27 protein-coding genes are annotated in these 26,815 nt (G+C 73.0%); 15 read left to right on the top strand and 12 right to left on the bottom strand.

Going from position 1 to position 26,815, the window contains the following annotated elements; translation table 11 throughout:
- Window positions 1–88 precede the first annotated feature (88 nt).
- Window positions 89–847, top strand: a complete 759-nt coding sequence (locus ACZ4V6_RS13595) for an LOG family protein (protein ID WP_467826215.1) — start codon at window positions 89–91, stop codon at window positions 845–847.
- Window positions 848–931: 84 nt separating this feature from the next.
- On the opposite strand, the gene folP is transcribed toward ACZ4V6_RS13595, so the two are convergent.
- Window positions 932–1,792: a dihydropteroate synthase gene (folP, locus tag ACZ4V6_RS13590; RefSeq protein WP_467826497.1), complete on the bottom strand. Its 861-nt coding sequence runs from the start codon at window positions 1,790–1,792 to the stop codon at window positions 932–934.
- A gap of 231 nt (window positions 1,793–2,023) precedes the next feature.
- Here folP and ACZ4V6_RS13585 point away from each other — a divergent pair, with 231 nt between their 5' ends.
- A complete protein-coding gene (locus ACZ4V6_RS13585; protein WP_467826496.1) occupies window positions 2,024–2,371 on the top strand; it encodes a DivIVA domain-containing protein in 348 nt (115 codons plus the stop codon).
- Complete coding sequence (locus tag ACZ4V6_RS13580; RefSeq protein WP_467826213.1) at window positions 2,368–2,952, top strand: DNA-3-methyladenine glycosylase I; 585 nt, start codon at window positions 2,368–2,370, stop codon at window positions 2,950–2,952. Before ACZ4V6_RS13585 ends, ACZ4V6_RS13580 begins: the two co-directional genes overlap by 4 nt.
- 42 nt (window positions 2,953–2,994) lie before the next feature.
- Here ACZ4V6_RS13580 and chcB read toward each other — a convergent pair whose 3' ends face one another.
- Entirely contained in the window at window positions 2,995–3,798 is an 804-nt protein-coding gene (gene chcB / locus ACZ4V6_RS13575; RefSeq protein ID WP_467826210.1) for a 2-cyclohexenylcarbonyl CoA isomerase, read from the bottom strand.
- Window positions 3,799–4,149: 351 nt separating this feature from the next.
- Here chcB and ACZ4V6_RS13570 point away from each other — a divergent pair, with 351 nt between their 5' ends.
- Window positions 4,150–4,317 (top strand): DUF3117 domain-containing protein, encoded by a 168-nt coding sequence (locus tag ACZ4V6_RS13570; protein ID WP_003966491.1) that lies wholly within the window; start codon window positions 4,150–4,152, stop codon window positions 4,315–4,317.
- 166 nt (window positions 4,318–4,483) lie between these two features.
- On the opposite strand, the gene ACZ4V6_RS13565 is transcribed toward ACZ4V6_RS13570, so the two are convergent.
- On the bottom strand, window positions 4,484–5,182 hold the full coding sequence (locus tag ACZ4V6_RS13565) for an O-methyltransferase (RefSeq protein WP_467826494.1): 699 nt from the start codon (window positions 5,180–5,182) through the stop codon (window positions 4,484–4,486).
- A gap of 275 nt (window positions 5,183–5,457) precedes the next feature.
- Here ACZ4V6_RS13565 and sigE point away from each other — a divergent pair, with 275 nt between their 5' ends.
- The 5 genes from sigE to ACZ4V6_RS13540 all read left to right on the top strand — a co-directional run bounded on the left by sigE (window position 5,458) and on the right by ACZ4V6_RS13540 (window position 10,869).
- A complete protein-coding gene (gene sigE / locus ACZ4V6_RS13560) occupies window positions 5,458–6,129 on the top strand; it encodes an RNA polymerase sigma factor SigE (RefSeq protein ID WP_467826207.1) in 672 nt (223 codons plus the stop codon).
- Complete coding sequence (locus tag ACZ4V6_RS13555) at window positions 6,126–7,103, top strand: anti-sigma factor family protein (RefSeq protein WP_467826205.1); 978 nt, start codon at window positions 6,126–6,128, stop codon at window positions 7,101–7,103. The genes sigE and ACZ4V6_RS13555 overlap by 4 nt, the downstream gene beginning before the upstream one ends.
- A gap of 94 nt (window positions 7,104–7,197) precedes the next feature.
- Entirely contained in the window at window positions 7,198–9,342 is a 2,145-nt protein-coding gene (locus ACZ4V6_RS13550; RefSeq protein ID WP_467826202.1) for a S1C family serine protease, read from the top strand.
- Between the two features lie 159 nt (window positions 9,343–9,501).
- Window positions 9,502–9,951, top strand: a complete 450-nt coding sequence (locus ACZ4V6_RS13545) for a sec-independent translocase (protein ID WP_467826200.1) — start codon at window positions 9,502–9,504, stop codon at window positions 9,949–9,951.
- 243 nt (window positions 9,952–10,194) lie between these two features.
- Window positions 10,195–10,869 (top strand): hypothetical protein, encoded by a 675-nt coding sequence (locus ACZ4V6_RS13540; protein WP_467826198.1) that lies wholly within the window; start codon window positions 10,195–10,197, stop codon window positions 10,867–10,869.
- Between the two features lie 66 nt (window positions 10,870–10,935).
- On the opposite strand, the gene ACZ4V6_RS13535 is transcribed toward ACZ4V6_RS13540, so the two are convergent.
- Genes ACZ4V6_RS13535 through ACZ4V6_RS13525 form a run of 3 tightly spaced genes read right to left on the bottom strand, consistent with a single transcriptional unit; the run spans window position 10,936 to window position 14,004 of the window.
- Window positions 10,936–12,069, bottom strand: a complete 1,134-nt coding sequence (locus ACZ4V6_RS13535; protein ID WP_467826196.1) for an Mrp/NBP35 family ATP-binding protein — start codon at window positions 12,067–12,069, stop codon at window positions 10,936–10,938.
- 44 nt (window positions 12,070–12,113) lie between these two features.
- Window positions 12,114–12,716, bottom strand: a complete 603-nt coding sequence (locus ACZ4V6_RS13530; RefSeq protein ID WP_467826193.1) for a DUF1003 domain-containing protein — start codon at window positions 12,714–12,716, stop codon at window positions 12,114–12,116.
- Complete coding sequence (locus ACZ4V6_RS13525; RefSeq protein WP_467826190.1) at window positions 12,706–14,004, bottom strand: magnesium transporter MgtE N-terminal domain-containing protein; 1,299 nt, start codon at window positions 14,002–14,004, stop codon at window positions 12,706–12,708. Before ACZ4V6_RS13525 ends, ACZ4V6_RS13530 begins: the two co-directional genes overlap by 11 nt.
- 211 nt (window positions 14,005–14,215) lie before the next feature.
- On the opposite strand from ACZ4V6_RS13525, the gene ACZ4V6_RS13520 reads away from it, so the two are divergent.
- The gene (locus ACZ4V6_RS13520) at window positions 14,216–14,953 is read left to right on the top strand and encodes a hypothetical protein (RefSeq protein WP_467826188.1); all 738 of its coding nucleotides are present in this window, start codon (window positions 14,216–14,218) and stop codon (window positions 14,951–14,953) included.
- A 25-nt stretch (window positions 14,954–14,978) separates the two neighbouring features.
- Here the strand turns inward: ACZ4V6_RS13520 and ACZ4V6_RS13515 are convergent, their stop codons facing one another.
- The gene (locus ACZ4V6_RS13515; protein ID WP_467826185.1) at window positions 14,979–15,497 is read right to left on the bottom strand and encodes a hypothetical protein; all 519 of its coding nucleotides are present in this window, start codon (window positions 15,495–15,497) and stop codon (window positions 14,979–14,981) included.
- A gap of 33 nt (window positions 15,498–15,530) precedes the next feature.
- Window positions 15,531–16,646 (bottom strand): magnesium and cobalt transport protein CorA, encoded by a 1,116-nt coding sequence (locus ACZ4V6_RS13510; RefSeq protein ID WP_467826183.1) that lies wholly within the window; start codon window positions 16,644–16,646, stop codon window positions 15,531–15,533.
- A 505-nt stretch (window positions 16,647–17,151) separates the two neighbouring features.
- On the opposite strand from ACZ4V6_RS13510, the gene ACZ4V6_RS13505 reads away from it, so the two are divergent.
- On the top strand, window positions 17,152–17,748 hold the full coding sequence (locus ACZ4V6_RS13505; RefSeq protein ID WP_467826180.1) for a suppressor of fused domain protein: 597 nt from the start codon (window positions 17,152–17,154) through the stop codon (window positions 17,746–17,748).
- Between the two features lie 22 nt (window positions 17,749–17,770).
- Here the strand turns inward: ACZ4V6_RS13505 and ACZ4V6_RS13500 are convergent, their stop codons facing one another.
- The gene (locus tag ACZ4V6_RS13500; RefSeq protein ID WP_467826177.1) at window positions 17,771–18,994 is read right to left on the bottom strand and encodes an MFS transporter; all 1,224 of its coding nucleotides are present in this window, start codon (window positions 18,992–18,994) and stop codon (window positions 17,771–17,773) included.
- 159 nt (window positions 18,995–19,153) lie between these two features.
- Here ACZ4V6_RS13500 and ACZ4V6_RS13495 point away from each other — a divergent pair, with 159 nt between their 5' ends.
- The 3 genes from ACZ4V6_RS13495 to ACZ4V6_RS13485 all read left to right on the top strand — a co-directional run bounded on the left by ACZ4V6_RS13495 (window position 19,154) and on the right by ACZ4V6_RS13485 (window position 21,480).
- On the top strand, window positions 19,154–19,795 hold the full coding sequence (locus ACZ4V6_RS13495) for a DUF6758 family protein (RefSeq protein ID WP_467826174.1): 642 nt from the start codon (window positions 19,154–19,156) through the stop codon (window positions 19,793–19,795).
- Window positions 19,796–19,929: 134 nt separating this feature from the next.
- Window positions 19,930–20,787, top strand: a complete 858-nt coding sequence (locus ACZ4V6_RS13490) for a PHP domain-containing protein (protein ID WP_467826171.1) — start codon at window positions 19,930–19,932, stop codon at window positions 20,785–20,787.
- An 87-nt stretch (window positions 20,788–20,874) separates the two neighbouring features.
- Window positions 20,875–21,480: a MarC family protein gene (locus ACZ4V6_RS13485; RefSeq protein ID WP_467826168.1), complete on the top strand. Its 606-nt coding sequence runs from the start codon at window positions 20,875–20,877 to the stop codon at window positions 21,478–21,480.
- Window positions 21,481–21,557: 77 nt separating this feature from the next.
- Here the strand turns inward: ACZ4V6_RS13485 and ACZ4V6_RS13480 are convergent, their stop codons facing one another.
- Complete coding sequence (locus tag ACZ4V6_RS13480) at window positions 21,558–21,710, bottom strand: hypothetical protein (RefSeq protein ID WP_007444413.1); 153 nt, start codon at window positions 21,708–21,710, stop codon at window positions 21,558–21,560.
- A gap of 237 nt (window positions 21,711–21,947) precedes the next feature.
- Between ACZ4V6_RS13480 and ACZ4V6_RS13475 the strand changes: the two genes are divergently transcribed.
- Window positions 21,948–22,853, top strand: coding sequence for an NYN domain-containing protein (locus ACZ4V6_RS13475; RefSeq protein ID WP_467826492.1), 906 nt, complete (start codon window positions 21,948–21,950; stop codon window positions 22,851–22,853).
- Here ACZ4V6_RS13475 and ACZ4V6_RS13470 read toward each other — a convergent pair.
- Together ACZ4V6_RS13470 and ACZ4V6_RS13465 are read right to left on the bottom strand one after the other, a co-directional pair.
- The gene (locus ACZ4V6_RS13470) at window positions 22,850–23,767 is read right to left on the bottom strand and encodes an alpha/beta fold hydrolase (protein ID WP_467826164.1); all 918 of its coding nucleotides are present in this window, start codon (window positions 23,765–23,767) and stop codon (window positions 22,850–22,852) included. The two genes, ACZ4V6_RS13475 and ACZ4V6_RS13470, sit on opposite strands and share 4 nt — an antisense overlap.
- 228 nt (window positions 23,768–23,995) lie before the next feature.
- A complete protein-coding gene (locus ACZ4V6_RS13465; protein WP_467826490.1) occupies window positions 23,996–26,677 on the bottom strand; it encodes a DEAD/DEAH box helicase in 2,682 nt (893 codons plus the stop codon).
- Window positions 26,678–26,815: the final 138 nt, after the last annotated feature.

Genomic DNA, 26,815 nt, shown 5'->3' with positions numbered 1-26,815 from the left:
CTGCGTGCCGGACATGCTGAGGTCCCCCGTACGTAACCCGCGTAGATCTACGCTGAGGTGGAACCACCAGCAAACGGAGGGAGCGCACATGCCCACAGGCAACCCCGAGGGCAAGAAGCAGCCGCCGGAGGAGCAGCGTCTGGGCCCGGTCCTCCGGCGGCGGGGCCAGGTCCAGGGGAGCACCACGGACCAGCGCCTGCTGGACGAGCGTGCCCCCACGGACTGGGTCCACACCGACCCCTGGCGCGTCCTGCGGATCCAGTCGGAGTTCATCGAGGGCTTCGGCACGCTCGCCGAACTCCCGCCCGCCATCAGCGTCTTCGGCTCGGCCCGCACGCCGGCCGACTCGCCGGAGTACGACGCCGGCGTCCGGCTGGGCCGCGGCCTGGTGGAGGCGGGCTTCGCCGTCATCACCGGCGGCGGGCCGGGGGCGATGGAGGCGGCCAACAAGGGCGCGCTGGAGGCGAAGGGCATCTCGGTCGGCCTCGGCATCGAACTGCCCTTCGAGCAGGGCCTCAACCCGTACGTCGACATCGGGCTGAACTTCCGTTACTTCTTCGTCCGCAAGATGATGTTCGTGAAGTACGCCCAGGGCTTCGTGGTCCTGCCCGGCGGCCTCGGCACCCTCGACGAGCTCTTCGAGGCGCTCACCCTGGTGCAGACCCAGAAGGTCACCCGCTTCCCCATCGTCCTGTTCGGCTCCGAGTACTGGGGCGGCCTGGTCGACTGGCTCCGGGGCACCCTGGTCGCCCAGGGCAAGGCCGCGGAGAAGGACCTGCTCCTGTTCCACGTCACGGACGACGTGGACGAGGCGGTCGCCCTGGTCTCCAAGGAGGCGGGGCGCTAGCGCCGAGCCCCTGGGGACGGGAACAACGGGAAAGGGCGGCGGGGGCGAGGACCCCCACGCCCGCCCCGCGCGCCGCTCACGCCCCTACGCCAGCCCCCGCCGGGCCACGGCAGGTGCCCGGTGCCCGGCGATCGTCGCCACCATGTCCAGCACCTGCCGCGTCTCCGCCACCTCGTGCACCCGGTACACCCGCGCCCCCAGCCACGCCGACACCGCCGTCGTCGCCAGCGTCCCCAGCACCCGCTCCTTCACCGGCCGGTCCAGCGTCTCGCCCACGAAGTCCTTGTTGGACAGGGACACCAGCACCGGCCACCCCGTCTCCACCATCTCCCCGAGCCGCCGCGTCGCCTCCAGGCTGTGCCGCGTGTTCTTGCCGAAGTCGTGCCCGGGATCGATCAGCACCGACTCCCGCGGCACCCCCAGCGCCACCGCCCGCTCGGCCAGCCCCACCGTCACGTCGAGGATGTCCGCCATGACGTCGTCGTACGTCACCCGGTGCGGCCGCGTCCGCGGCTCGGCGCCACCGGCGTGCGTGCACACCAGCCCCACCCCGTACCGCCCCGCGACCTGGGCGAGCTTCGGGTCGACACCGCCCCACGCGTCGTTCAGCAGGTCCGCCCCCGCCTCGCACACGGCCTCGCCGACCTCGTGCCGCCAGGTGTCCACGCTGATCACGACGTCCGGGAAGCGCCGCCGCACCTCCGCGACGAACCCCACGGTCCGCCGCGCCTCCTCCTCGGCCGACACCTCGTCGCCGGGCCCGGCCTTCACCCCGCCGATGTCGATGATCGCCGCGCCGTCGGCCACGGCCTGCTCCACGCGCGCGAGCGCCGGCTCGTCGCGGAAGGTGGCGCCCTGATCGTAGAAGGAGTCCGGGGTCCGGTTCACGATCGCCATGACCACCGGCTCGTGCGCCGCGAACTCACGCCTGCCCAGCCTGAGCATCCCCTGTGACATCTCCTCGTCCCTACCGTTCCTCACGTCCCGCTCCGGCTCCGACGTCCCGCTCTTCCGCGTTCGTCCGCGTCCCGGGACCGCCTGCGATCCCGACCGCCAGACTCGCATGGCACGATCGGACCCGACACAACCGACTACGATCCAACCAGCCGACGCGATCCGTCCGACGGACCCTGCGATCGCGGCGCTCGTTCCGACCATGGGGGCCCAGCGGTGGTCATGTTCCTCTTCCTCGTCGTCGCGCTCGCCGTCGTGGTCGCCGCGGTGACGCTCGCCGTGGTGAGCGGCGGCGACGGCGGGCCGTTGCCCGAGGCCGACCCCGAGCGGCTGCGGGACTCCCTGCCCCCGGACCGCCCGGTGGCCCGCGCGGACGTGGAGCGGCTCCGCTTCCCGCTCGTCCTGCGCGGCTACCGCATGGCGGACGTCGACGACGCCCTCGGCCGCCTCGGCGCCGAGCTCTCCGAGCGCGACGCCCGCATCGCCGACCTGGAGTCCGCGCTGGCGGGCGCCCGGGCCGCCGCCCACCACGTCTCCACCCAGGAGCCGGACCGGGAGGAGCGGCAGTGAGCGCCGGCGAGGCCGTCACCGGCCCGGACGGCGCGCCGCGCTGTCCCTGGGCCCTGTCCGCCGCGGACTACGTGACGTACCACGACGAGGAGTGGGGCCGGCCGGTCCACGGCGACGACGCCCTGTTCGAGAGGCTCAGCCTGGAGGCCTTCCAGTCCGGTCTGTCCTGGATCACCATCCTGCGCCGCCGCCCCGGCTTCCGTGCCGCCTTCGCCGGCTTCCGGATCGCCGAGGTGGCGGCCTTCACCGACGAGGACCGCGAGCGGCTGCTCGCCGACCCGGGCATCATCCGCAACCGCGCCAAGGTCGACGCGACCCTCGCCAACGCGCGCGTGCTGGCCGAGTGGGCCCCCGGCGAACTGGACGAGCTGATCTGGTCCCACGCCCCCGACCCGGACGGCCGCCCGGTGCCGAAGACCCTCGCCGACGTCCCGGCCCTCACACCGGAGTCGACGGCCCTGTCGAAGGCCCTGAAGAAGCGGGGCCTGCGCTTCGTGGGCCCCACGACGGCGTACGCGCTGATGCAGGCGTGCGGACTGGTCGACGACCACCTGGCGGCCTGCGTGGCCCGACGGACGTGAGCGGCGCGGGCGGGCGACCGCGGCCGCCCGCCCGCGCCGGGCTCAGCGCCCCAGGTACACGGGCTTCTCCTTGTCGACGAACGCCCGCACCGCGATCCCGTGGTCCTGCGAGGCCCCGGCCCGCGACTGCAGCTCGTCCTCCTTCTCCAGCGTCTCGGAGAGCGAGTGCGTCAGCCCGTACGCCATCGACTCCTTCAGCGCCGCGTAGGCCACCGTCGGCCCCTCGGCCAGCGCCCGCGCCGTCCGCTCGGCCTCGGCGCGCAGGTCGGCGGCCGGGACCACCCGGTTGGCGATGCCCAGCTCGTACGCCTCCTGGGCCTTGATGCTGCGCGGGAACAGCAGCAGGTCCGCGGCGCGCCCGGGGCCGACGACGCGCGGCAGCGTCCAGGAGACGCCCGAGTCGGCGGTCAGCGCGACGCCGGCGAACGACGTGTTGAACGCCGCCGTCTCCGCGACGATCCGGTAGTCCGCGGCGAGCGCGAAACCGAGGCCGGCCCCGGCCGCCACCCCGTTCACGGCGGCGACCACCGGCTTGGGCGCCCCGGCCAGCGCCCGCACGATCGGGTTGTAGTGCTCGCGGACCGTGCTCATGGTCCGGCCCTCGCCCCTCTCCCGGTCGGAGGCCAGCAGCCCGATGTGCTCCTTGAGGTCCTGGCCGACGCAGAACGCCCGCTCCCCGGCCGCCGTCAGCAGCACCGCCCGTACGGCGTCGTCCGCCGCGGCGGCCTGCGCCACGTCCCGGAGCGCGACCTTCGTCTCGATGTCCAGCGCGTTCATCGCCTCGGGGCGGTTCAGCGTGATCGTCGCGAGCCCGTCGCTCACCTCGTAGAGCACGGTGTCGGCCATGGAAATCCCCTCCGCGTCGCGGCTTGTGTCTGCAGGACAGCATGACGGAGATCACCGGTGGCGGACCGCCGCGGGGATGTGACCTGCGTCAAAGAATTCCGGTCCGTATCCATTCGGCGGAAGTGGGGCGGGGCGCGCAGTATCGCAGTCACATCGCCGAATTGAGTGGTTTTGCTCGCGCGCGTTGCCCAAGCGATGCAGACCGATGTTGGTCATCGGGTCCTGGGATGCGGGATAATGACTGGGAAGCAATGTGTTCGATGCCGGTGTCGCGCGTCCCGTGCCGGACTGCGCGTGCCCTCACGGGCCGTCGGCGGTGACGGTGAGCTGGTATCAGGAAGGGGAACGAGCATGGCGGCCATGAAGCCGCGGACGGGCGATGGCCCGCTCGAGGTGACCAAGGAGGGGCGGGGCATCGTCATGCGCGTTCCGCTCGAAGGCGGCGGTCGACTCGTCGTCGAGCTGACCCCCGACGAGGCCGACGCGCTCGGCGACGCCCTCAAGAAGGTCGTCGGCTGACGCGCAAGCGACCATACCCGTTCAGTCGCCCCGGTGCCGTACCTGGTGCCGGGGCGATTGTTTTCCGGGTTTTCCTCCGGATTTCCGGGTTTCCCCAGGCATTCCCGGTGCGTTTTCGCGGTGCCGGCCACCGCTTCCCGGAGCCGGCCACCGCCGCCCGCTCCGGCTACCGCTTCACCGCGCACAGCAGCCCGTCGCCCACCGGCAGCAAGGACGGCACCAGTTCCTGGCTCTCCCGCACCGCGCGCAGCACCTCCCGCAGGCGCAGCACCTCGGTGGGCTGCGGTCCCGAGTCGATCGTCCTGCCGGTCCCGAAGACGCCCTCGAAGGCGACGAGACCCCCCGGACGCAGCAGGCGCAACGACTCGGCGAGGTAGTCCAGGTACTCCAGCCGGTCGCCGTCGCAGAAGACGAGGTCGTAACCGGCGTCCGCCAGCCGGGGCAGGACGTCCAGGGCGCGGCCCGGGATGAAGCGGGCCCTGTTGCTGGCGAAGCCCGCGGCCCGGAAGGCCTGCCGGGCGAACTGCTGGTGCTCCGGCTCCGGGTCGACGGTGGTCAGCACCCCGTCCGGCCGCATGCCCTGCAGCAGGTGGATCCCCGACACCCCGCAGCCGGTACCGATCTCCGCGACCGCCTTGGCGTCCACGGCGGCGGCGAGCAACCCGAGCGCCGAGCCCGTGCCGGGCGTCACCGAGCGCAGGCCCGCCTCGCAGGCCCGGTCGCGCGCCCAGCGCAGCGCGTCGTCCTCGGCGACATAGGCGTCGGCGAACGCCCAGCTCGTCTGCCGGTTGCCGGTAATGACCCTCTCCTGTCCCCGTCGTTGCCTCGGCGTGACTGTATCCGTTGCCGTCGGGAACCCGCAGATGGGACCGGTCGTTCCAAGGGGTACGGGAAGACACGACGGAGCGACGGGGGCGGCGGATGGGCAAGGGCACCGAGCAAGTGCTGACGCAGCCGTACGAGCGGTACGAGCTCAGATCAAATTCTCGTAAAACCGCTTATCCGGAGCTAACGGGCGAGGTGGCTATGGTAGGGGCTCCACTGGACACCACCAGAGCCGACAGGGGAGGTGCGGCCGTACCTGTGGATCGGGGAGGAGTGCTGCGGCGCTTTCTCGGATCGGCGGGCAGGCCGAAATCCGTGAACGACACCGCTGCTGACCACAGCCACGCCACCGGTCCCGCCTCGGGACCCGCCCAGACCGCGACCTTCGCCGGCGACGCGGACGGGCAGGCGTGGACTCCGCCCACCTGGGAGGAGATCGTCAGCACACACAGCGGCCGGGTCTACCGTCTCGCCTACCGCCTCACCGGCAACCAGCACGACGCCGAGGACCTCACCCAGGAGGTCTTCGTCCGCGTCTTCCGGTCCCTGTCGACCTACACGCCGGGCACCTTCGAGGGCTGGCTGCACCGCATCACCACCAACCTGTTCCTGGACATGGTGCGCCGCAAGCAGCGCATCCGCTTCGACGCGCTCGGCGACGACGCGGCCGAGCGGCTGCCCAGCAAGGACCCCAGCCCGCAGCAGGTCTTCCACGACGCCCACTTCGACGCGGACGTCCAGCAGGCGCTGGACACCCTCGCCCCCGAGTTCCGCGCCGCCGTCGTCCTGTGCGACATCGAGGGGCTGTCGTACGAGGAGATCGCCGCGACCCTCGGCGTCAAGCTCGGCACCGTCCGCTCCCGCATCCACCGTGGCCGCTCGCAGCTGCGCAAGGCCCTCGCGCACCGTTCCCCCCGGGCCCGTGCCGAGCGCCGCTCCTTCGCGGCCCGCGTTCCCGCACTGGGAGGAGGGGGCACGAGCGCGTGAGTGGGTCACGGCCGAAACCGGAGGGACACCTCGCGGAGCAGCACCTGGGAGACCGACTCTCCGCCCTCGTGGACGGTGAGCTCGGCCATGACGCGCGTGAGCGCGTGCTGGCGCACGTGGCGACCTGCCCGAAGTGCAAGGCGGAGGTCGACGCGCAGCGCCGTCTGAAGAACGTCTTCGCCGAGGCCGCCCAGCCGACCCCGTCCGAGAGCTTCCTGGCCCGCCTCCAGGGGCTTCCGGGAGGCGGTGACGCGGACGGCCGCTGCTCGCCGCCGAGAGGCGGCGACTTCTCCAGCGGCATGCCCGGCATGTCCGGGAAGTTCGAGTTCGGTTACGTCCCCGCCCGGCCGCACTCCTCCCTGCTGCCCTCCTCGTCGGCGGGCCGGGGTTTCCGGATCCACGACGTGAGCCGGCACGAGTCGGAGCGGTCGGCGTCGCGGGGGATGCGGTTCGCGTTCGTCGCCGCGGGAGCGGTGTCGCTGGCCGCGATCGCGCTGGGCGGTGTCACCCTCGGCACACCCGACATGACCACGGAGGCCAGGGGTTCCGGCACCGGCAGCAACGTGACGCCGCTGGGCACCCCGAGTGCGGGAGCGGGCAAGAACCCCGAGAGCCAGCGCCGCCGTTCGGTCGGCCCGCTGCTCGGCCAGGCCCAGGGCCGGCAGGCGCTCGGCGAGTCCCCCGTGGTCCCCACCGAGGCGTCCGCGCCGCTGGTGCCCGGCCCGTCGGCCCTCACGGCCGGCGACCCGCGGCAGCGGGCCGTACGGGCGCTGACCACGCCGGTCACGGCCGTCGCGGTCAGCGTGCCCCCGCTGATACGGCCGCTGGACGCGGTTCCGCCGCTCGCCCTGTCCGCCTGGCCGTCGCCGCCCGTGATCGAGCGGCCCGGTCTCTTCGCCGCGCCCGTCCCCGACCCGCTCTCCTCCCCCGGGGCCCCGCCGTCCCCCGCCGTGTCCCACCGTCCGGCTCCCTGACAGGGATCTGCGCACCGGCACGCGGACCTGATTGAATCCGGGAAGGCGCCAGAGCCCTTGGAGCCGACGATCCGCGGCCAGGTGTGGGGAGAACATGAACGAGGGGAAGCCCACGAAGGCGAAATGGTGGAGCCGTCCTCGCCCGTCCGGGGCCGGCTCCGAAGGGGACTTCGAACTGGCACGTCCCCATGCCGCCCACGGCACCGGCGACACCGGGCACGACGGGGGCGACTTCCCGCCGGCGCGCCCCGGGGAGGCCCGGGCGGCCGACGGGCGGGACCACGACGGCGACTACGAGCTGGTCGGTCCCGCGGCCCGGCCCGCCGGCCCGAGCGTCCCGGCCGCCGTCCCGGAACCACGTGCCACCACCGACGCCCCGGACGCGCCCGACGCCGGGGCTCCTGGCGTCGATGTCGCCCCGGGTGTTTCCGGTGTCGGCGTCGAGGGCGGCCTTCGTGCCGACGGCACCCTCACCCCGGCCTCCGCGCCCGACGCCGGGACTCCTGGCGTCGACGTCGCCCCGGGTGTCTCCGGCGTCGGTGCCGAGGGCGGCCCTCGTGCCGACGGCACCCTTGCCCCGGCCTCCGTCCCGGAACCACGTGCCACCACCGACGCCCCGGACGCGCCCGACGCCGGGGCTCCTGGCGTCGATGTCGCCCCGGGCGTCCCCGGCACCGGTGCCGAGGGCGGCCCTCGTGCCGACGGCACCCTCGCCCCGGCCTCCGCGCCCGACGCCGGGCGTCCCCGGCCGCTGCACGACCCCGACCCCTACAGCACCCCGCCGTACGGCGAGCCCGGCCCCTGGGCCCCCGCCCCGCCCGTCCAGCACCCGGCGACGACACCGGCTCACGGCACGACGGCGTCCCCGCCCTCCGCAGGGGTGCCGGCGGCACCTCCCGGCGCTCCGGTGCCCGACCCCGCCTTCGCGGACGCCCCGCCCCCCGCTCCGCGGCCCCACCACCCGCCGACGGCGCCCCTCGCGCCCGCCGCGCCCGGTACGTCCGCGGCGACGCCCCCGGACGCCCCCGCGCCCGACCCCTGGCGGCGCTACGACCCGTGGGCCGTCGCGGCCGCCGGCCCGCTCCAGCAGAGCGGCGCCGCCGTCGGGACGCGGGAGCAGCGCCGCAAGCGGGCCCGGCGGACACTCGTCGTCGGCGTCGTCCTGACCGCGCTGGTCTCCGGCGGCGTGGGCGGCGCCGTGGGGACCTACCTGGAGCGTCACGGCGGCATGGGCACCGTGGAACTGCCGCAGGCCGGGAGGGAACCGGCCGGCCGGGCCCCGGACAGCATCGCCGGGATCGCCGCCCGGGCCCTGCCCAGCGTGGTGACCCTGCACGTGAGCGGCAGCGACGCGGCGGGCACCGGCACCGGCTTCGTCCTCGACGGGCGCGGCCACATCCTCACCAACGACCACGTCGTGGAGCCCGCCGGGAACGGCGGCGAGATCACCGTGACCTTCAACAGCGGCGACACCGCCGAGGCCACGGTCGTCGGCCGCGACAGCGGGTACGACCTCGCCGTGGTGAAGGTGAAGGGCGTCGACGGACTCACCCCCATGCCGCTCGGCAACTCCGACAACGTGCAGGTGGGCGACCCCGTCGTCGCCATCGGCGCCCCCTTCGACCTGGCCGGCACGGTCACCTCCGGCATCATCAGCGCCAAGGAACGGCCCATCACGGCCGGCGGCGAGGAGAGCGACGGCAGCGACGTGTCGTACGTCGACGCCCTGCAGACCGACGCGCCCATCAACCCCGGCAACTCCGGCGGCCCCCTCCTGGACTCCCGGGGCCGGGCCATCGGCATCAACTCCGCCATCCGGTCCGCCGACGGCGGCGGCACCGACTCCGACGGCGGCCAGGCCGGCTCCATAGGCCTGGGCTTCGCCATCCCCATCAACCAGGGCAGGCGCGTCGCCGAGGAACTGATCAACACGGGCCGGGCGACCCACCCGGTCATCGGCATCACCCTCGACATGAGCTACGCCGGCGACGGCGCCCGCGTGGGCACGCGGGGCAGCGACGGCGGACCCCCGGTCACCGCGGGCGGCCCCGGCGCCGAGGCCGGCCTCGAGGCCGGGGACGTGATCACCGAGGTCGACGGCCGGCGCGTGCACTCCGGTGAGGAACTCATCGTCAAGACCCGCGCCCACCGCCCCGGCGACCGTCTGGAGCTGACCGTGGAGCGCGACGGCAGGGAGACGAACGTCTCGTTGGTGCTCGGCTCCTCCGGCGGGGACTGAACCACCCGGACGGGCCCGTACGGCCGGGAAAGGGGGGTCAGGAAGGCAAACAATGCGGAAAGCGCTCGCATACGCGCGGTCGGTGGTCACGGGACGGTACCGGCCGGACAGGATCGGCGGGTACCGTGGTTGCGGCCCGGACATCCCAAGGAGCTTCAGGTGTTCAATGACATAGGCGCACTCGAGCTGGTCACGCTCGTGATCCTCGCCGTGCTCGTGTTCGGTCCGCACAAGCTCCCGAAGGTCATCCAGGACGTGTCGCGGACCATCCGGAAGATCCGGGAGTTCTCGGACAGCGCCAAGCGGGAGATCCGGGAGGAGCTGGGCCCCGAGTTCAAGGACTTCGAGTTCGAGGACCTCAACCCCAAGACGTTCATCCGCAAGCAGCTGGACAACGACGAGCTGGGTCTCAAGGAGATCCGCAACAGCTTCGACCTGAAGAAGGAGATGGCCGAGGTCGCCGACGCGGTCCACGGCCGTGAGCCGGAGGCGTCGTCGTCCACCTCCTCGGGCGGTGCCATCGACATGACCAAGAAGATCGACATGTCCAAGAAGCCCGCGGCCCCCGCCCTCGACGACCGCCCGCCGTTCGACGCCGACGCCACCTGAGCCCGGCCCGCGGACCGCCGCGGGGGAGACGGGCGCCCACGCCGCCGTACGTGACGCGTCTCATACTCCGAACCGGTCGCGCACGGCCTGAAGAGGGCGCCGGTGCGCCCCACGCGCCGGGTGCTTTCCCGGCTGTCCGCACAGGTGTGGTTATGCTGCCGAGTTGTTGTGCGGAGCGGACGAGTGCGCCCGAAGGGGGGTGGGCCGATCCGCTCCGACGAGAGCGAGGAGGCGTCCGGGCACATGGAGACGACGAACGCGGCGGTCGCGCAGGCGCCGGCCGTGGAGGACGGACCACCGGTCCCCTCCGCCCGGCGTACGGTCGACGGCTATCTGCGGGCGCAGTTCCCGTGGTACGGCCTCGACGAGGCGTTCACGGGCCGGCGCTGGCTGATGCAGGTCGGCACGGCGGCCGACGGGGCCGTGGAGCACGGCTCGATCGGGCACGGCGACGAGCCGTCGGTGCGCAACGAGCACGTGGCGGGCGACGGGCAGGACGCCAAGGAGAAGTTCGCGGTGGTCGTGACGGTGGCAGCCAACCCCGACCGGCGCAGTGCCGACGGCACGGGCCTGCTGGAGGCCACCTCGGTGTCCTCGGCGGCGTGGCTCGCCGGTGTGGGGCTGCTGTCCTTCACCTGGCCCGGCCAGATGGACCACTCCCTGCGCGACGACTGGCTGGAGCAGCAGACCGAGACCGCCTGGGTGCTGGCCGACGACCTCGACGGGGAGGACTGGACGACGCTGTCCCTGCCCGTGGACGGCGTGCCGACGTCCTTCCACTACCGGGAGTCCGAGTTCGGCTGGGTGCTCGCCGGCTCCACCGACCGGGGCGTCCACCTCGGGGCGTACGGCCGGGGCATGAGCGCCTACGGGCTCGCCTTCTCCGTGGTCAAGGACATCACCGACTACGACGCCTGAGCGGCGGCCGGGCGTACGACACGGGGCGCCGTCCCTCAGGACAGCGCCCCACGGCCGTGCGGAACGTCAGAACTTGTTCTTCGGCGTGATTCCCAGCGACAGCCCCGACAGGCCGCGCTGACGGCCGCCCAGCTTGCCCGCGATCGCGCGCAGCGCCGCGCCCGCCGGGGACTGGGGGTCGGACAGGACCACGGGCTTGCCGTCGTCGCCGCCCTCGCGCAGGCGCACGTCGATCGGGATGGAGCCGAGCACCGGGACCGGGGCGCCGGTCGTGCGGGTCAGGCCGTCGGCGACCGCCTGGCCGCCGCCCGTGCCGAACACGTCGACCATCTCGCCGCAGTGCGGGCAGGGCAGGCCCGCCATGTTCTCGACCACGCCGACGATCTTCTGGTGGGTCTGCACGGCGATGGCGCCGGCCCGCTCCGCCACCTCCGCGGCGGCCTGCTGAGGGGTCGTCACGACGAGGATCTCGGCGTTCGGGACGAGCTGCGCGACGGAGATCGCGATGTCGCCGGTGCCGGGCGGCAGGTCGAGCAGCAGGACGTCCAGGTCGCCCCAGTACACGTCCGCCAGGAACTGCTGGAGCGCGCGGTGCAGCATCGGGCCGCGCCAGACGACCGGCGCGTTGCCCGGGGTGAACATGCCGATCGAGATGACCTTCACACCGTTGGCCGAAGGCGGCATGATCATGTTCTCGACCTGGGTGGGCCGCCCGTCGGCGCCCAGCATGCGCGGCACGGAGTGGCCGTAGATGTCGGCGTCGACGACACCGACCTTCAGACCGTCGGCCGCCATCGCCGCCGCCAGGTTCACCGTCACCGAGGACTTGCCGACGCCGCCCTTGCCGGAGGCGACCGCGTACACCCGGGTCAGGCTGCCCGGCTTGGCGAAGGGCACCTCGCGCTCGGTCTGACCGCCGCGCAGCGCGGAGGCCAGCTCACGGCGCTGCTCGTCGCTCATCACGTCCAGCTCGACGTCGACCCGCGTGACGCCCTCGACCCGCGAGACGGCGTCGGTCACGCGCTGCGTGATGGTGTCCCGCATGGGGCAGCCGGAGACCGTCAGGTACACGGCGACCGAGACCGCTCCGTCCGCGCCGATCTCCACCGACTTGACCATCCCGAGCTCGGTGATGGGCCGGTTGATCTCGGGGTCGTTCACCGTCCCCAGTGCCTCGCGCACCGCGTCTTCCGTAGCCATGGACACGATGGTACGGCGCCACCCACGGGGCACGGAAAGCCCCGTCAGCGGTCGTGTACGTCACGCCCCGTGGTCCGGTCCGCCGGGAATACGCCGTCACCGCGACGGTGGCCGTCCTGCCGCTCCTCCAACTCCTTGATCAGGTCCTGGAGCTCGGAGCGGATCCAGTCCCGCGTCGCGACCTCGCCGAGTCCGATGCGCAGGGCGGCGATCTCCCTGGTCAGGTACTCGGTGTCGGCGATCGACCGCTCGTTCTGCTTGCGGTCCTGCTCCAGGTTGACCCGGTCCCGGTCGTCCTGCCGGTTCTGCGCGAGCAGGATCAGGGGGGCCGCGTAGGAGGCCTGCAGCGACAGGGCCAGCGTCAGGAAGATGAACGGGTACTCGTCGAAGCGCAGCGGGCCCGGCACGGACACGTTCCACAGCACCCAGACGATGATGACGACCGTCATCCAGACGATGAACCGCCCGGTGCCCAGGAAGCGCGCGATGCGCTCCGACAGCCGTCCGAAGGCCTCCGGGTCCCACTCGGGCAGGAGACGGCGCCGGGGCGGCCGGGGCTGGTCCAGGCGGGCACCGCGGGGGCGGGAGGCGGCGGTGGCCCCCGACACCACGCGCTCACGGGCCGTCGTCTCACGCTCAGGCGCCATCGGCACTCACCTCCCTCTCCCCGGCCGCCTCGTCGAGGTGGTACTCGGTCTCCCGCCAGTCGTCGGGCAGCATGTGGTCCAGTACGTCGTCCACGGTGATCGCGCCGAGCAGCGACCCGGACTCGTCGACGACGGGCGCCGCCACCATGTCGTACGTGGCGAAGAACCCGGCGACCACGGGCAGCGCGGCGTCCGGTGCCAGGGGCTGGAGGTCGTCGTCCAGGATCGAGCCGACCAGCGTGTACGGGGGGTCGCGCAGCAGGCGCTGGAAGTGGACCGTGCCCAGGTACTTGCCGGTCGGGGTCTCCTCGGGCGGGCGGCAGACGTAGATCTGCGCGGCGTGCGCCGGCGACAGGTCGGGATTGCGGATGCGGGCCAGGGCGTCGGCGACGGTGGCGTCGGGCCGCAGCACGATCGGCTCGGTCGTCATCAGGCCGCCGGCCGTGTGCTCCTCGTACGCCATCAGGCGCCGCATGTCGGCCGCGTCGCCGGGCTGCATCAGGCTCAGCAGGCGTTCCTTGTCCGCCTCCGGCAGCTCGCCGAGCAGGTCGGCCGCGTCGTCGGGGTCCATCGCCTCCAGCACGTCCGCGGCGCGCTCCTCCTTGAGCTTGCCGAGGATCTCGATCTGGTCGTCCTCCGGCAGCTCCTCCAGCACGTCGGCCAGGCGGTCGTCGTCGAGGGCGGCGGCGACCTCGGCGCGGCGCTTGGCGGACAGGTGGTGCAGCACGTTGGCGAGGTCGGCGGGGCGCAGCTGCTCGAACGTGGCGAGCAGGCTCTCGGCGCCCTGCCCGTGCTCCTCCAGCGAGAAGCCGGTGACGCCGGACCACTCCACGGTCAGCGTCTCGCCCTTGTTGCGCCGGAACGCGCCGCTCTTCCTGCCCTTGCGGACGAAGACCTTGTCGATCTCCCAGTCCCGGCGGGCCGGGAGCTGCTGCACGGACAGGTCGAGGACGGTGGCCTCCTCGCCGGTCTCGGTGAGCGTCACCCGCCGGTCCAGGAGTTCGCCGAAGACGAGGCGTTCGGTGGGCCGCTGCTCGAAGCGCCGCACGTTGAGCACCCCGGTCGTGATGACCTGGCCGGAATCGATGCCGGTGACCCGGGTCATCGGCAGGAAGATGCGGCGGCGGGTGGACAGTTCGACGACCAGGCCGAGCACCCGCGGGGGCTTGCGGCCGACGCGGAGCATGACGACCAGGTCGCGCACCCGCCCCACCTGGTCGCCGGCCGGGTCGAAGACGGCGATGCCGGAGAGGTGCGAGACGAAGATCCGGGGGGCGCCCGCTGCCATGGCCGCGGCTCCTTTTCGTCAGTCAGTCCGTGAGAGGTGTTTCGTACTGTGTCTCTTTTCCGAATTGCCCGCTCGGACGGCCTTCAGGCTAGCCCGTCCCGCAGAGGTCCGCCCTGGCGGCCGGTCCGGACGGACCGGCGCCGGTCACCGCGTTCGTCCCCGGTACGCTGCGGTACGCCGCTTGGACCTCGCCAGAAAGGCAGCCCCACCTGTGACCGTGACTCCCCGGCGCCGAATCCGCAGGGCCGCCTGGCTGGGCGCGGTGTGCGCCCTGGTCGTGACGGGGGCGGGGCTGACGGGATGCAGCAGCGAGGACCCGGACGCGGGCACCAACGGGGTGGGCAGGCTGCCGGCCGAGGAGATCCACGCCAAGACGCGTGCGGCCGCCGACTCCGCCCGCGCGGTCCGGCTGCACGGCACGGTGGCCGCCGGCGGCAGCACGTACACCCTCGACATGCGCCTGAAGACCGACGGCGGCACCGGGTCGGTCGTCGCCGAGGGGGCGACCTTCCGGCTGCTGAGGGTCGGCGAACAGCTCTTCCTCAAGGCCGACGCCGGGTTCTGGAGCCACGACGGCGGCGACGCCGCGGCCGCCGACAAGCTCGCCGGCAAGTACGTGAAGGTGCCGAAGGGCGACCCCTCGTACCAGAAGTTCAGCGGCTTCACGGACAAGGACGTCCTCCTCGACGGGCTGCTGACCCTGCACGGCACGGTGGAGACGGACGGCCGGCACGAGCAGGCGGGCGTGCGCGCCGTCCGCATCACCGGCGACCAGGGCTCCGGCGGCTCGCTGGACGTCTCCCTGGAGGGCACGCCCTATCCGCTGCGCCTGGTGCGGGCGGGCAGCGCGGGCACGCTCAGCTTCTCCGACTGGAACGAGGACTTCGCCCTCACGGCACCGGCCAAGGACGAGACCCTGGACTACGGCAAGCAGCTGCCGACGTCCTAGGACGCCGGGTCCCGGGACGGCACACCTAGGGCCGGCTCTTCCTCCGGCGCTTCAGCAGCAGGCGCGGCAGGCCCGCCGGGACCGGTCCGCGCGTCGTCGCCGGGCTCGGAAGCGGTGCCTCGGCCAGCGAACCGTCGGGCAGCGGCGCGAGCGTCCCCGTCGGCTCCAGACGCAGCACCCGGCACTCCCGGGCCCAACGGCCGGTCATCGCCTCCCCGTCCGGGGCGTTCAGCCGCTTGCCCTTGAGGTCGGCGACCGCGGCCTGCCACGCCTCGGAGCCGGACGGCAGCTCCACGACCTTCGCCGTCCAGGAGACCAGCCGGCCCCCCTTGTCCTTGCTGCGCACCGTCACCTCGGCCGCGGCCCCGTCGGCCAGGCCCGGCAGCGGCTGCTCGCCGGGCCCGTCGCCGACGACGCAGGCCGCGCCCTCGTGCCAGACGTGCCACAGCGCGCGGGCGGGCGCCCCGGGTCCCCTGACCCAGATGAGGCCGGACTTCTTGGTGGCCTCCTCGACGAGGGCCTGGTCGAGCAGCTCGCTTGTCATGCGGTCAGCCTATCCAGGCGCCCGAGGACCGCTTCAGAGCCAGCCGTTGCGCTTGAGCGTGCGGTGGATGCCCAGACAGAGGGCGACCGTGACGGACAGGACCAGCGGGTAGCCGAACTTCCAGTGCGTCTCCGGCATGTAGTCGAAGTTCATGCCGTACACCCCGCACACCATCGTCGGCACGGCGATGATCGCCGCCCACGAGGTGATCTTGCGCATGTCCTCGTTCTGCGCGACGGACGCCTGGGCCAGGTTGGCCTGGAGGATGGAGTTCAGCAGCTCGTCGAAGCCGATGACCTGCTCCTGCACCCGCGCCACGTGGTCGGCGACGTCCCGGAAGTACTTCTGGATCTCCGGGTCGATCAGCCGCATCGGACGCTCGCTGAGCAGCTGCATGGGCCGCAGCAGCGGCGACACCGCCCGCTTGAACTCCAGCACCTCGCGCTTGAGTTGGTAGATCCGGCCGGCGTCCGTACCGCGCGGCGTGCCCTTGCGGCCCGGCGAGAACACCTCCGTCTCGACCTCGTCGATGTCGTCCTGCACCGCGTCGGCGACCGCGATGTAGCCGTCGACGACGTGGTCGGCGATGGCGTGCAGCACCGCCGAGGGACCCTTGAGCAGCAGCTCGGGGTCGTCCTGCAGTCGGTGCCGCAGCGCGCGCAGGGAACCCTGCCCGCCGTGCCGGACGGTGATGAAGAAGTCCCGTCCGGTGAAGCACATGACCTCGCCGGTCTCGACGACCTCGCTGTTGGCGGTGAGCTCGTCGTGGTCGACGTAGTGGATGGTCTTGAAGACGGTGAACAGGGAGTCGTCGTAGCGCTCCAGCTTGGGTCGCTGGTGGGCCTGGACGGCGTCCTCCACGGCCAGCGGGTGCAGCCCGAACTCCCGGGCGATACCGGCGAATTCGTCCTCGGTGGGCTCGTGCAGGCCGATCCACACGAACCCGCCGTCGCGGCGGACCTGCCGCATCGCCTGCTGCGGGCTGAGCGGCGCGTCGGACGCGACGCGCGTGCCGTCGCGGTAGACGGCGCAGTCGACGACGGCGGAGGCGGTCTCCGGGTCGCGGGTGGTGTCGTAGGCGCCGTTGTCCTTGCGCAGTGAGACGCGGGACGGGCGGACCGCGGCGCGCAGGTCACGGATCATCGACATGGCAGGCTCCTTCGCGACGGGCAGCGAGCGTGCCGGCGGCGGGTGGAACCACCCGGAATGAGGACGTCCAGATCACGTGTGCGCGGCGCGTCCACAAAGCGGGGGGCACCGCACCGTCGCGGTGGCCGGCTTCACTGCTGATTCAGCGCTGCTGTTGCAGGCAGGCAGATCAGACAAAACGAGACGAAGTGCTCTTCCGAGGAGAGGCGCGCGAGCGGGAAGCGGCGGCGGGAAGAACCGGAGCAGCTGCGTCAGCGGCCGGAAGAGCGAGTGGTACTGCACGGTCGACTTCGGTCCATGCCGCCCACCTCCTCCGGCCGGTCCCTCGTGAGGGACGATCCATACCCCTGTTTGGAGGGGTTCCCCGTAGGGGAGTGTTCATAGCGTCGGGGCGATGATCGCATCGCTTCTGCGTGCTGCCCCAGAACCGCTGGCCCAGAGTATCAGTCGCTCGACGTGTCAAGGCGCCGCTTTGCCACGTACTGACGAGTTCTATGCTCGCCGCATGGCTGATGTTCTTCCTCTGGTCGAGGCCCGGTTGCGTACGGCGCTGGGCGAACCGGACGCGCGCGCGGCGGTCACCTTCCTCGGCGCCGACCGCATCGAGGTGCTGCGCTTCCCCGGCGGCGGCCCGGAGGGCGACATCGTCCGCTACGCCACCCTCGGCATGTCCGCGCAGCCCATGGCCGATCCCACGGCGGTGCTCGCCGACCCGGTCGAGGGGCCCCGCGCCGAGCTGGTCCTCTCCGTCCGGGCGGGTCTCGCCGACACCGGCAAGGTGCTGCGCCCCCTGGCCGTGCTCGCCGCGTCCCCGCAGGTCGAGGGCGTGGTCGTGACGCCCGGTGCCTCGCTGGACGTCGGTGAGCCGCTGTGGCCCGGCGCCCCGTTCACCTCGGTGCTGGTCGCCGAGCCGGGCGGTCTGGTGGAGGACCTGGAGCTGGACGCGCCCCTGGACCCCGTACGGTTCCTGCCGCTGCTGCCGATGACGCCGAACGAGGCCGCCTGGAAGCGGGTGCACGGCGCCCAGGCCCTCCAGGAGCGCTGGCTGACGCACGGGACGGACCTGCGGGATCCGTCCCGCGGGTCCGTCCCGCTGGAGTGACGCAACTCACCGGCTGCGTTCGTCAGTTGGCGAAGACGGTGACTCCGTCCTCGGTCGCGTGCCGCGGCTCCAGCTCCTCCGCCTCGTGGGTGAGCGCGCGACGCCGCACGAGGACCACGAGGGCGCCCAGCACGGCGCTGACCGCCGCCACCACGAACGGGACGTGGATGTCGGTCCACTCCTCGATCTTCGGCGCGAAGTAGGGCGCCGCGGCCGCCGCGAACCAGCGCACGAAGTTGTACCCGGCGCTCGCCACCGGGCGCGGCGCGTCCGACACGCCGAGGGCCAGTTCGGTGTACACGGTGTTGTTCACGCCGATGAAGGCACCGGACAGGATCGTGCAGACGATCGCCGCGGTGTGGTTGCCGTACCCGAGGACCAGCACGTCGGCGGCGAGCAGCACCAGTGAGCCGCCGAGCACCTTCAGCGAGCCGAACCGCTTCTGCATGCGCGGCGCCACGAGCACCGAGAAGACGGCGAGCAGCACGCCCCAGGCGAAGAACACGGCACCGGACCTGTACGGGGTCATGTCCAGCACGAACGGCGTGAAGGCCAGCACGGTGAAGAACGTGTAGTTGTAGAAGAACGCCGAGACCGCCGCCGAGGCGAGGCCGCCGTGGCCCAGCGCCTTGACCGGGTCCAGCAGCGAGGTCCTGCGGGCGGGCTTCGGCTGCTCCTTCAGGAACACCGTGATGCACAGGAAGCCGATCGCCATCAGGAACGCGGTGCCGAAGAACGGGTAGCGCCAGCTGGCGTCGCCGAGCAGCGCGCCCAGCAGCGGGCCGCAGGCCATGCCGAGGCCGAGGGCGGACTCGTACAGCAGGATCGCCGCGGCACTGCCGCCGGCCGCCGCGCCGACGATGACGGCGAGGGCCGTCGAGACGAACAGGGCGTTGCCGAGGCCCCAGCCGGCCCGGTAGCCGACGAGCTGGCCGACCGTGTCGGAGGTGCCCGCCAGCCCGGCGAAGACGACCACGAAGGCGAGGCCGAGCAGCAGGGTCTTGCGTCCGCCGATGCGGCTGGAGACGAAGCCCGTGACCAGCATGGCGACGGCCGTGATCAGGAAGTACGAGGTGAACAGGAGGGAGACCTGGCTGGCGCTCGCGTCCAGGCCCTTGGCGATGGACGGCAGGATCGGGTCGACGAGCCCGATGCCCATGAAGGCGACGACGGACGCACCGGCGGTCGCCCACACGGCCTTGGGCTGTCGCAGGATGCCGCCCGCACCCGCGTCGAAGGGGTCCATGGTTGCTCCAATGCCGACAGAGAATGGTTGGCGTATGCACATAGTAAGTTAGCGTGGCTAACTAGTGCAACGTACATTTAGATTTCCCCGGTCGGGTCCGCCGCCCGGACGGGTGATCGTCCTTGACGTGGGGGAGCGAGGGTAGGACCGTGGGGCTGTATGAGGGGCGAACCCAGTTGCCCGAAGTGTGGTGGCCGGGTCAGGGCTCCCGGCCTCTTCGCCGATTCCTGGCAGTGCGCCGTGCACGGCACGGTGCATCCGGTACAGCCCGTGATACCGCCCAGCGTCGAGGCGCTAGGCGTCGTGGTGCACCGCACCCAGGTCCCGGTGTGGATGCCGTGGCCCCTGCCGGTCGGCTGGCTGTTCACCGGTGTGGCCTGCGCGGGCGACGACCGCAGCGGCGGCCGGGCCACGGCGGTGGCCTGCTCGGGGCCGGGCCCGCTCGGCGGCGCCGGTGAGCTGATCCTGGTGGCCGAGGAGCTGGGCGTCGGGCTCGGCGCGCGGTACGCGGGCATCGACGCCCCGGACCCCGGCCCCTATCTGGACGTCGAGAAGCCGCCGCAGGCCAAGGTCCTCGCCGCCGGCCGCCCGACCCCGCTCTGGCACGTCACCGGCGTCCCGGACGACCGCGCCGTGTTCGCCGGAGAGGCCCTCGGGATGTGGCTGTGGGCCGTGCTGTGGCCCGAGCAGTCGGGGCTGCTCATGTACGACGAGCTGGTGCTGACCGACCTCCGGGACGCCGGTGCCGAGGTGGACCTGGTGCCGTGCGGCGCCCTGTCGCCGCGGCTGATCGAGCCGTAGGGCAGGGGCGGAGGCGGGTGCGGACGCCGTGGAGGTAGGGGGCGCGAGGCTGCTTCGGGTGTGACATCGGGGTATGAAATTCCGGTTATCCTTGAGCGTCCCCTTCCGTCCCGTCATCGCCTGGAGTCAGCGTCGTGCGCATCGATCTGCACACCCACTCCACCGCGTCCGACGGCACGGACACCCCGGCCGAGCTGGTGCGCAACGCCGCCGCCGCCGGACTGGACGTCGTCGCGCTGACCGACCACGACACCACCCGCGGACACGCCGGGGCCGTCGCGGCGCTGCCCGAGGGGCTGACGCTGGTCACCGGCGCCGAACTCTCCTGCCGTCTCGACGGCGTCAGCATGCACATGCTGGCCTACCTCTTCGATCCCGAGGAGCCCGCCCTGCTCGCCGAGCGCGAGCTGGTCCGGGACGACCGGGTGCCCCGGGCCCGGGGCATGGTCGCCAAGCTCAACGCGCTGGGCGTCCCCGTCACCTGGGAGCAGGTCGCGCGCATCGCCGGCGACGGCTCGGTCGGGCGCCCGCACGTGGCCTCCGCGCTCGTGGAGCTGGGCGTCGTGCCGACCGTGAGCGACGCCTTCACCGAGGACTGGCTGGCCGACGGCGGCCGGGCCTACGTGGAGAAGCACGAGACCGACCCCTTCGAGGCGATCCGCCTGGTCAAGGGTGCCGGTGGCGTCACCGTCCTCGCCCACCCGGCCGCCGCCAAGCGGGGCCGTACGGTGCCGGAGGCCGCCATCGCCGAGCTCGCCGCCGCCGGGCTGGACGGCATCGAGGTCGACCACATGGACCACGACGCGCCGACGCGGGCGCGGCTGCGCGGGCTCGCCGCGGAGCTGGGACTCCTGGTGACCGGCTCCAGCGACTACCACGGCAGCCGCAAGACCTGCGAGCTCGGCGAGTACACGACGGACCCCGAGGTGTACGGGGAGATCACGCGGCGGGCGCACGGGGCGTTCCCCGTGCCGGGGGCCGGCGGAGCCTGAGGCCCGCGCGGGCCGCTCCCGCTCCGCACCCCGTTCCGTCCCGCCCCCCGTTCGTCGTTCCTGTCACCGCAAGGCTTCGTCACGCTCATGTTCGACCTCGCCGTCTTCGGCTCCCTCTTCCTGACCCTTTTTGTCATCATGGATCCCCCCGGGATCACCCCGATCTTCCTCGCGCTGACCGCGGGCCGGCCCGCCAAGGTGCAGAAGCGGATGGCCTTCCAGGCCGTCTGCGTCGCCGGCGGCGTGATCACCGTGTTCGGGGTGCTCGGGCACCAGATCCTGGACTACCTGCACGTGTCCGTGCCCGCGCTGATGATCGCGGGCGGGCTGCTGCTCCTGCTGATCGCCCTCGACCTGCTCACCGGCAAGACGGACGAGCCCAAGCAGACCAAGGACGTCAACGTCGCGCTGGTGCCGCTGGGCATGCCGCTGCTGGCGGGGCCCGGAGCCATCGTGTCGGTCATCCTGGCCGTGCAGAAGGCCGACGGCGTGACCTCGCAGGTGTCGGTCTGGACGGCGATCCTCGCCATCCACGTCGTGCTCTGGCTGGTGATGCGGTACTCACTGCTGATCATCCGCGTCATCAAGGACGGCGGTGTCGTCCTGGTGACCCGCCTCGCGGGCATGATGCTCTCCGCGATCGCCGTGCAGCAGATCATCAACGGCGTCACCCAGGTGATCCAGGGCGCGTGAGCGCCGGACACGGCAGAGCCCCCGTGCGGCACCGGTGACGGTGCCGCACGGGGGCTCTGCCGTGGGAACGGTCCGCGTTACAGGGCCGAGGTGTCGGCGGGGCGGATCCACAGGCGCTGCCCGATGGCGGCGGCCTGCTGAACGATGCGGTTCACGGAGGCGGCGTCCACGACGGTGGTGTCGACGGGCGTTCCGTCGACGTCGTCGAGTCGCATGACTTCAAAGCGCATGGGCCTCTCCCTTGATCTGGTCATCCTCCTGAGGAGAACTACTGGTGGGGCTCCCGGGTCGTCGGTGCCCGGGGTTCCGTACATAGTCAACCGGCCGCGTGTTACGAACATTCCCTACGCTAAGGAAATTTTTCGAACAACTAATTACTGACACGTAAGAAGACCGTGTCGGAGCGATCGGTGAGCCGCACGGGACCGAACGGGACCGGTTGTGTTCGCAGCGTGACCGCCGGGACAATGGAGGTGATGAACGACGACCTCGCGTCCCTGAACGCCCGCATCGACCGCACCAACGAGCTGCTCCAGCGCATGCTCGCCGAGGTGGCGAAGACGCCCTCGACCCACGCGATCTTCGTCGACGCCGGGTACCTCTACGCGGCGGCGGGGCGGCTGGTCGCCGGGACCGAGGACCGCAGGGCCTTCGACCTGGACGCCGAGGGACTGATCGAGGCCCTCATCGACAAGGCCCGCACGATCTTCGCGGACAGCCGCCTGCTGCGGGTCTACTGGTACGACGGCGCCCGGCGCCGCATCCACACCGCCGAGCAGCAGTCCATCGCCGAGCTGCCGGACGTCAAGGTCCGCCTGGGCAACCTCAACGCCAACAACCAGCAGAAGGGCGTCGACTCCCTCATCCGCTCCGACCTGGAGTCCCTCGCCCGGTACCGCGCCATCAGCGACGCGGCACTGCTCGGCGGCGACGAGGACCTGGTGTCGGCGGTCGAGGCCGCCCAGGGCTACGGCGCCCGCGTCCACCTGTGGGGCGTCGAGGCCCCCGAGGGCCGCAACCAGGCCGACCCGCTGCTCTGGGAGGTCGACAGCCAGCGCACCTTCGACCTCGGCTTCTTCAAGCCGTACGTCTCCCGGCGTACGGTGCACGCCTTCGAAGCGGGGGGCGCGGCCCGGCCGGCCCGCGAGGACGTCCGCTTCGTGGGCGCCCAGATCGCGGCGAAGTGGCTGGCGGCACGGGGGCGCGACACCCTGCTGGAACTGCTCCCCGGCCACCCCTACCTCCCCGGCTCGGTGGACCAGGACCTGCTGGTGGAGGCGGAGGGGCTGCTGCAGTACTCGCTGCGCGGCCAGGCCGACCTGCGCCGGGCGCTGCGGGACGGGTTCTGGGAGCACCTCCGGGCGCAGTACTAGGACGGGCCCCGGGACCGGTCCGGCCCGTCGTCGGGGCGCGGGACGGGGACGTCGTCCCAGAAGTCGGCCAGGGCGCGGGCGGTCGGCAGCGGCTGGTCCGTGTTGGGCGAGTGCTCGGCCCCCGGGACGACGGTCCGGCGCGCGTCCAGCCGTACGGCCATCTCGTCCAGGAGGGGCACGGGCCAGGTGTCGTCGTAGACGCCCGACAGCACGTGGAACGGCAGCGGCACGGCGGCGAGCTCGGCGACACGGTCCGGCTCGGTGCACAACTGACGCCCCGTGGCCAGCAGTTGGGCCGGCCGGGTGCCCAGCCAGCGCTCACGCAGCCGTTCCGGACCGTCCGGGCCGTGGGCGGGGACCGGGGCGCCGGCCTCCTCCGGCGGCCCCATCGTCTGCATCACCTCCCAGACCTGGGCCATCGTCATGGTGTCGAGCGCGTCCCGCAGGAGTTTCACGCGCTGCTGCTGGGAGACGGAGATCCGCGCCGGGCCCGACGACATCAGCGTGAGGGAGAGGAAGGGGGAGTGGTCGAGGAGAACGGCGGCACGGGCGATCTGGCCGCCGAGCGAGTGCCCGACGAGGTGCACGGGCGTCCCGAGCACGGCGACCTGGGCGAGGACGTCCCGGGCCAGCTCGGCCTGCGCGTAGCAGGACTCGTCGTGCTCGGGGCCGTCGGACTCGTACTGTCCCCGTCCGTCCACGGCGACCGTACGGTACCCGCGCGCGGCGAGCGGCTCGTGCAGCAGCGTGAAGTCCTCCTTGCTGCCCGTGAACCCGGGCAGCATCAGCACGACCCCCTCGGGCGCGCCACCGTCGGCCACGGGCGAATCGACGACGGCGAACTCACCGCGCGCGGTACGCAGCCGGTAGGTGCGGGCGTCGGGCGGCGGGGTGAAGCGGGCGTTCGTGCTCACGGGCAGAGATTATCCGGGGCCGGGACGCGGGGCTGACCCGGCGGAGCTGCCCCGGCCCGCACAGCCCGCGGGCGGTCGTGCCGCTGGGGCGCAGGCGGCGCCCTGTCGGCGCGGGCGAGCGGCCCCCGGCCCCCCGGCGCCGCCCGACACGGCGGGCGGCGGGTACGCCGTCGGCCCGGCCCCGCCTGGGTGGCGGGACCGGGCCGACGGCCGGACGAAGCGGCGGGATCAGCTCTCGGCCGGCTCCGCGGACTGCTTGGCGGCCGTGACCGCCTTGCGGGTACGGCGGACCTTCGGCTTCGTCTCGGCCGCGTCGGCGGCCTCGGCGGGAGCCTCGGCAGCCGCGGCGGCCGCGGCGGCCTTGCGGGTCCGACGCCGCGGTGCGGCCTCCGGCTCCTGCGAGGCCTGAGCCGGGATCTCGGCGCCGGTCCCGGCCGGTTCGGAGGCCTTGCGGGTGCGGCGGCGCGGCTTGGTCTCCGTGCCCTCGGCCGTGTCGACGGCGGCTTCCGCCTTGGCGGCCGCGGTCTTGCGGGTGCGGCGCGGCTTGGTCTCGGCTTCCGGAGCCTCGGTGGCCTCGGTGGCCTCGGTGGTCTCCGGGGCCTCGGCGGCGGTCTTGCGGGTGCGTCGGGGCTTCGGCTCCGCCGTCTCCACCGGTGCCGTCGCCTTCTTGCGGGTGCGGCGCGGCTTCGGCTCCGCCTCGGCGACGGGCTCGGCCGCGCCCTCGGCCGTGTCGACCGCCGTCTCGGCGGCGGCCGTCTTGGCGGCCGCGGTCTTGCGGGTGCGGCGCGGCTTGACCTCGGCCGCATCCGGCGCCTGCGTCGACTGGGCGGGGATCTCGGCGGTGACCTCGGCGCCGGTCCCGGCCGGTTCGGCGGCCTTGCGGGTGCGGCGGCGCGGCCTGGTCTCCGTGCCCTCGGCCGTGTCGACGGCGACTTCCGCCTTGGCGGCCGCGGTCTTGCGGGTGCGGCGCGGCTTGGTCTCGGCTTCCGGAGCCTCGGTGGCCTCGGTGGTCTCCGGGGCCTCGGTGGCGGTCTTGCGGGTGCGTCGGGGCTTCGGCTCCGCAGTCTCCGCCGTCTCCACCGGTGCCGTCGCCTTCTTGCGGGTGCGGCGCGGCTTCGGCTCCGCCTCGGCGACGGGCTCGGCCACGCCCTCGGCCGTGTCGACCGCCGTCTCGGCGGCGACCGTGGCCTTGCGGGTGCGCCGACGCGGCTTCTCGACGGGCGCCTCGGAGACCTCGGCCACCGGGGCTTCGGCCACCGGAGTCGCGGCGGCCGGTTCGACCACCGCAGCGGTCTCCGGCGCGGCGGCCGGCGTCTCGGCCGACTTGCGGGTGCGCCGACGACGCGGCTTCGCCGGGCCCTCGTCGCTGCCGGGCACCTCCGAAGCCGTGCCCTCCGCCGTCGCCACGACGACCTCCGGTGCCGCGGCCTCGGACGCGGCGGCCGTCACCGGCTGCTGCGCCGGCTCACCGCCACGCGTACGGCGACGGCGACGCAGGGTGCGCGGCCCCTGGGCGGCGGCCTCCGTGCCCGTGGCGTCGTCCGCGCCGCCGGTCACGGCCTCGGGGGCGGCGGTCCCGGCGGCCGGCGCGGCCACCTGCGCCCCGCCGCGCGTACGGCGACGGCGGCGCGGCGTCGTAGCGGAGGAGCGCTCGCGGTCGGCGGAGCGGGACTCGTCCCGGCCACCACGGCCGCCGCGGGCGCGACCGCCCCGGCCGCCGGGCTCGCCCAGGTCCTCCAGCTCCTCCGCGTCCAGCCCGGCGCGCGTGCGCTCCGAGCGCGGCAGGACGCCCTTGGTGCCCTCGGGGATGCCGAGGTCGGAGTAGAAGTGCGGCGAGGTGGAGTACGTCTCCGGCGGGTCGTTGAAGTCCAGCTGCAGCGCCTTGTTGATCAGCTGCCAGCGCGGGATGTCGTCCCAGTCGACCAGCGTGATGGCCGTGCCCTTGGCGCCCGCGCGGCCGGTGCGGCCGATGCGGTGCAGGTACGTCTTCTCCTCTTCCGGCGACTGGTAGTTGATGACGTGCGTCACGCCCTCGACGTCGATGCCGCGGGCGGCGACGTCGGTGCAGACGAGCACGTCCACCTTGCCGTTGCGGAAGGCGCGCAGGGCCTGCTCGCGGGCGCCCTGGCCGAGGTCGCCGTGGACCGCGCCGGAGGCGAAGCCGCGCTGCTTGAGCTGGTCGGCCAGGTCGGCCGCGGTGCGCTTGGTGCGGCAGAAGACCATGGCCAGTCCCCGGCCCTCGGCCTGCAGTATGCGCGCCACCATCTCGGGCTTGTCCATGTTGTGCGCGCGGTAGACGAACTGCTTCGTGTTCGCGACCGTCGTGCCCTCGTCGTCCGGCGAGGTGGCGCGGATGTGCGTGGGCTGCGACATGTAGCGGCGGGCCAGGCCGATGACCGCACCCGGCATGGTCGCCGAGAAGAGCATGGTCTGGCGGCGGGCCGGCAGCATGTTGATGATCTTCTCGACGTCGGGCAGGAAGCCCAGGTCGAGCATCTCGTCGGCCTCGTCGAGGACCAGGCACTTGACGTGCTTGAGGCTGAGCTTCTTCTGGCCCGCGAGGTCCAGCAGGCGGCCCGGGGTGCCGACGATCACGTCGACGCCCTTCTTCAGGGCCTCCACCTGCGGCTCGTAGGCCCGGCCGCCGTAGATCGCCAGGACGCGCACGTTGCGGACCTTGCCGGCGGTCAGCAGGTCGTTGGTGACCTGCTGGCACAGCTCGCGCGTCGGAACGACGACGAGGGCCTGCGGGGCGTCGGTCAGGGACTCGGGCGCGGCGCGGCCCGCCTCGACGTCGGCGGGGACGGTGACGCGCTCGAGGAGCGGAAGGCCGAAGCCCAGCGTCTTGCCGGTGCCGGTCTTGGCCTGGCCGATGATGTCCGTGCCCGACAGGGCCACGGGGAGCGTCAGCTCCTGGATGGGGAAGGGACTGACGATGCCGACGGCTTCGAGGGCTTCGGCGGTCTCGGGGAGGATCCCGAGGGATCGGAACGTCGTAGTCAGGGTGCTGCCTCTTCTGTGTGCGTGGTGCGAGGCGAGCGCGCGGGT

The sequence above is a fragment of the Streptomyces sp. NPDC029152 genome (assembly GCF_055564355.1).
This window is presented reverse-complemented; position numbering and strand designations above follow the sequence as displayed.

Bases quoted from the DNA above. Each gene is read 5' to 3' on its own strand.
- ACZ4V6_RS13595 (WP_467826215.1), top strand. From the start codon at position 89: ATGCCCACAGGCAACCCCGAGGGCAAGAAGCAGCCGCCGGAGGAGCAG.
- folP (WP_467826497.1), bottom strand. From the start codon at position 1,792: ATGCTCAGGCTGGGCAGGCGTGAGTTCGCGGCGCACGAGCCGGTGGTC.
- ACZ4V6_RS13585 (WP_467826496.1), top strand. From the start codon at position 2,024: ATGTTCCTCTTCCTCGTCGTCGCGCTCGCCGTCGTGGTCGCCGCGGTG.
- chcB (WP_467826210.1), bottom strand. From the start codon at position 3,798: ATGGCCGACACCGTGCTCTACGAGGTGAGCGACGGGCTCGCGACGATC.
- ACZ4V6_RS13570 (WP_003966491.1), top strand. From the start codon at position 4,150: ATGGCGGCCATGAAGCCGCGGACGGGCGATGGCCCGCTCGAGGTGACC.
- ACZ4V6_RS13550 (WP_467826202.1), top strand. From the start codon at position 7,198: ATGAACGAGGGGAAGCCCACGAAGGCGAAATGGTGGAGCCGTCCTCGC.
- ACZ4V6_RS13540 (WP_467826198.1), top strand. From the start codon at position 10,195: ATGGAGACGACGAACGCGGCGGTCGCGCAGGCGCCGGCCGTGGAGGAC.
- ACZ4V6_RS13535 (WP_467826196.1), bottom strand. From the start codon at position 12,069: ATGGCTACGGAAGACGCGGTGCGCGAGGCACTGGGGACGGTGAACGAC.
- ACZ4V6_RS13530 (WP_467826193.1), bottom strand. From the start codon at position 12,716: ATGGCGCCTGAGCGTGAGACGACGGCCCGTGAGCGCGTGGTGTCGGGG.
- ACZ4V6_RS13525 (WP_467826190.1), bottom strand. From the start codon at position 14,004: ATGGCAGCGGGCGCCCCCCGGATCTTCGTCTCGCACCTCTCCGGCATC.
- ACZ4V6_RS13515 (WP_467826185.1), bottom strand. From the start codon at position 15,497: ATGACAAGCGAGCTGCTCGACCAGGCCCTCGTCGAGGAGGCCACCAAG.
- ACZ4V6_RS13510 (WP_467826183.1), bottom strand. From the start codon at position 16,646: ATGTCGATGATCCGTGACCTGCGCGCCGCGGTCCGCCCGTCCCGCGTC.
- ACZ4V6_RS13505 (WP_467826180.1), top strand. From the start codon at position 17,152: ATGGCTGATGTTCTTCCTCTGGTCGAGGCCCGGTTGCGTACGGCGCTG.
- ACZ4V6_RS13500 (WP_467826177.1), bottom strand. From the start codon at position 18,994: ATGGACCCCTTCGACGCGGGTGCGGGCGGCATCCTGCGACAGCCCAAG.
- ACZ4V6_RS13495 (WP_467826174.1), top strand. From the start codon at position 19,154: ATGAGGGGCGAACCCAGTTGCCCGAAGTGTGGTGGCCGGGTCAGGGCT.
- ACZ4V6_RS13485 (WP_467826168.1), top strand. From the start codon at position 20,875: ATGTTCGACCTCGCCGTCTTCGGCTCCCTCTTCCTGACCCTTTTTGTC.
- ACZ4V6_RS13480 (WP_007444413.1), bottom strand. From the start codon at position 21,710: ATGCGCTTTGAAGTCATGCGACTCGACGACGTCGACGGAACGCCCGTC.
- ACZ4V6_RS13475 (WP_467826492.1), top strand. From the start codon at position 21,948: ATGGAGGTGATGAACGACGACCTCGCGTCCCTGAACGCCCGCATCGAC.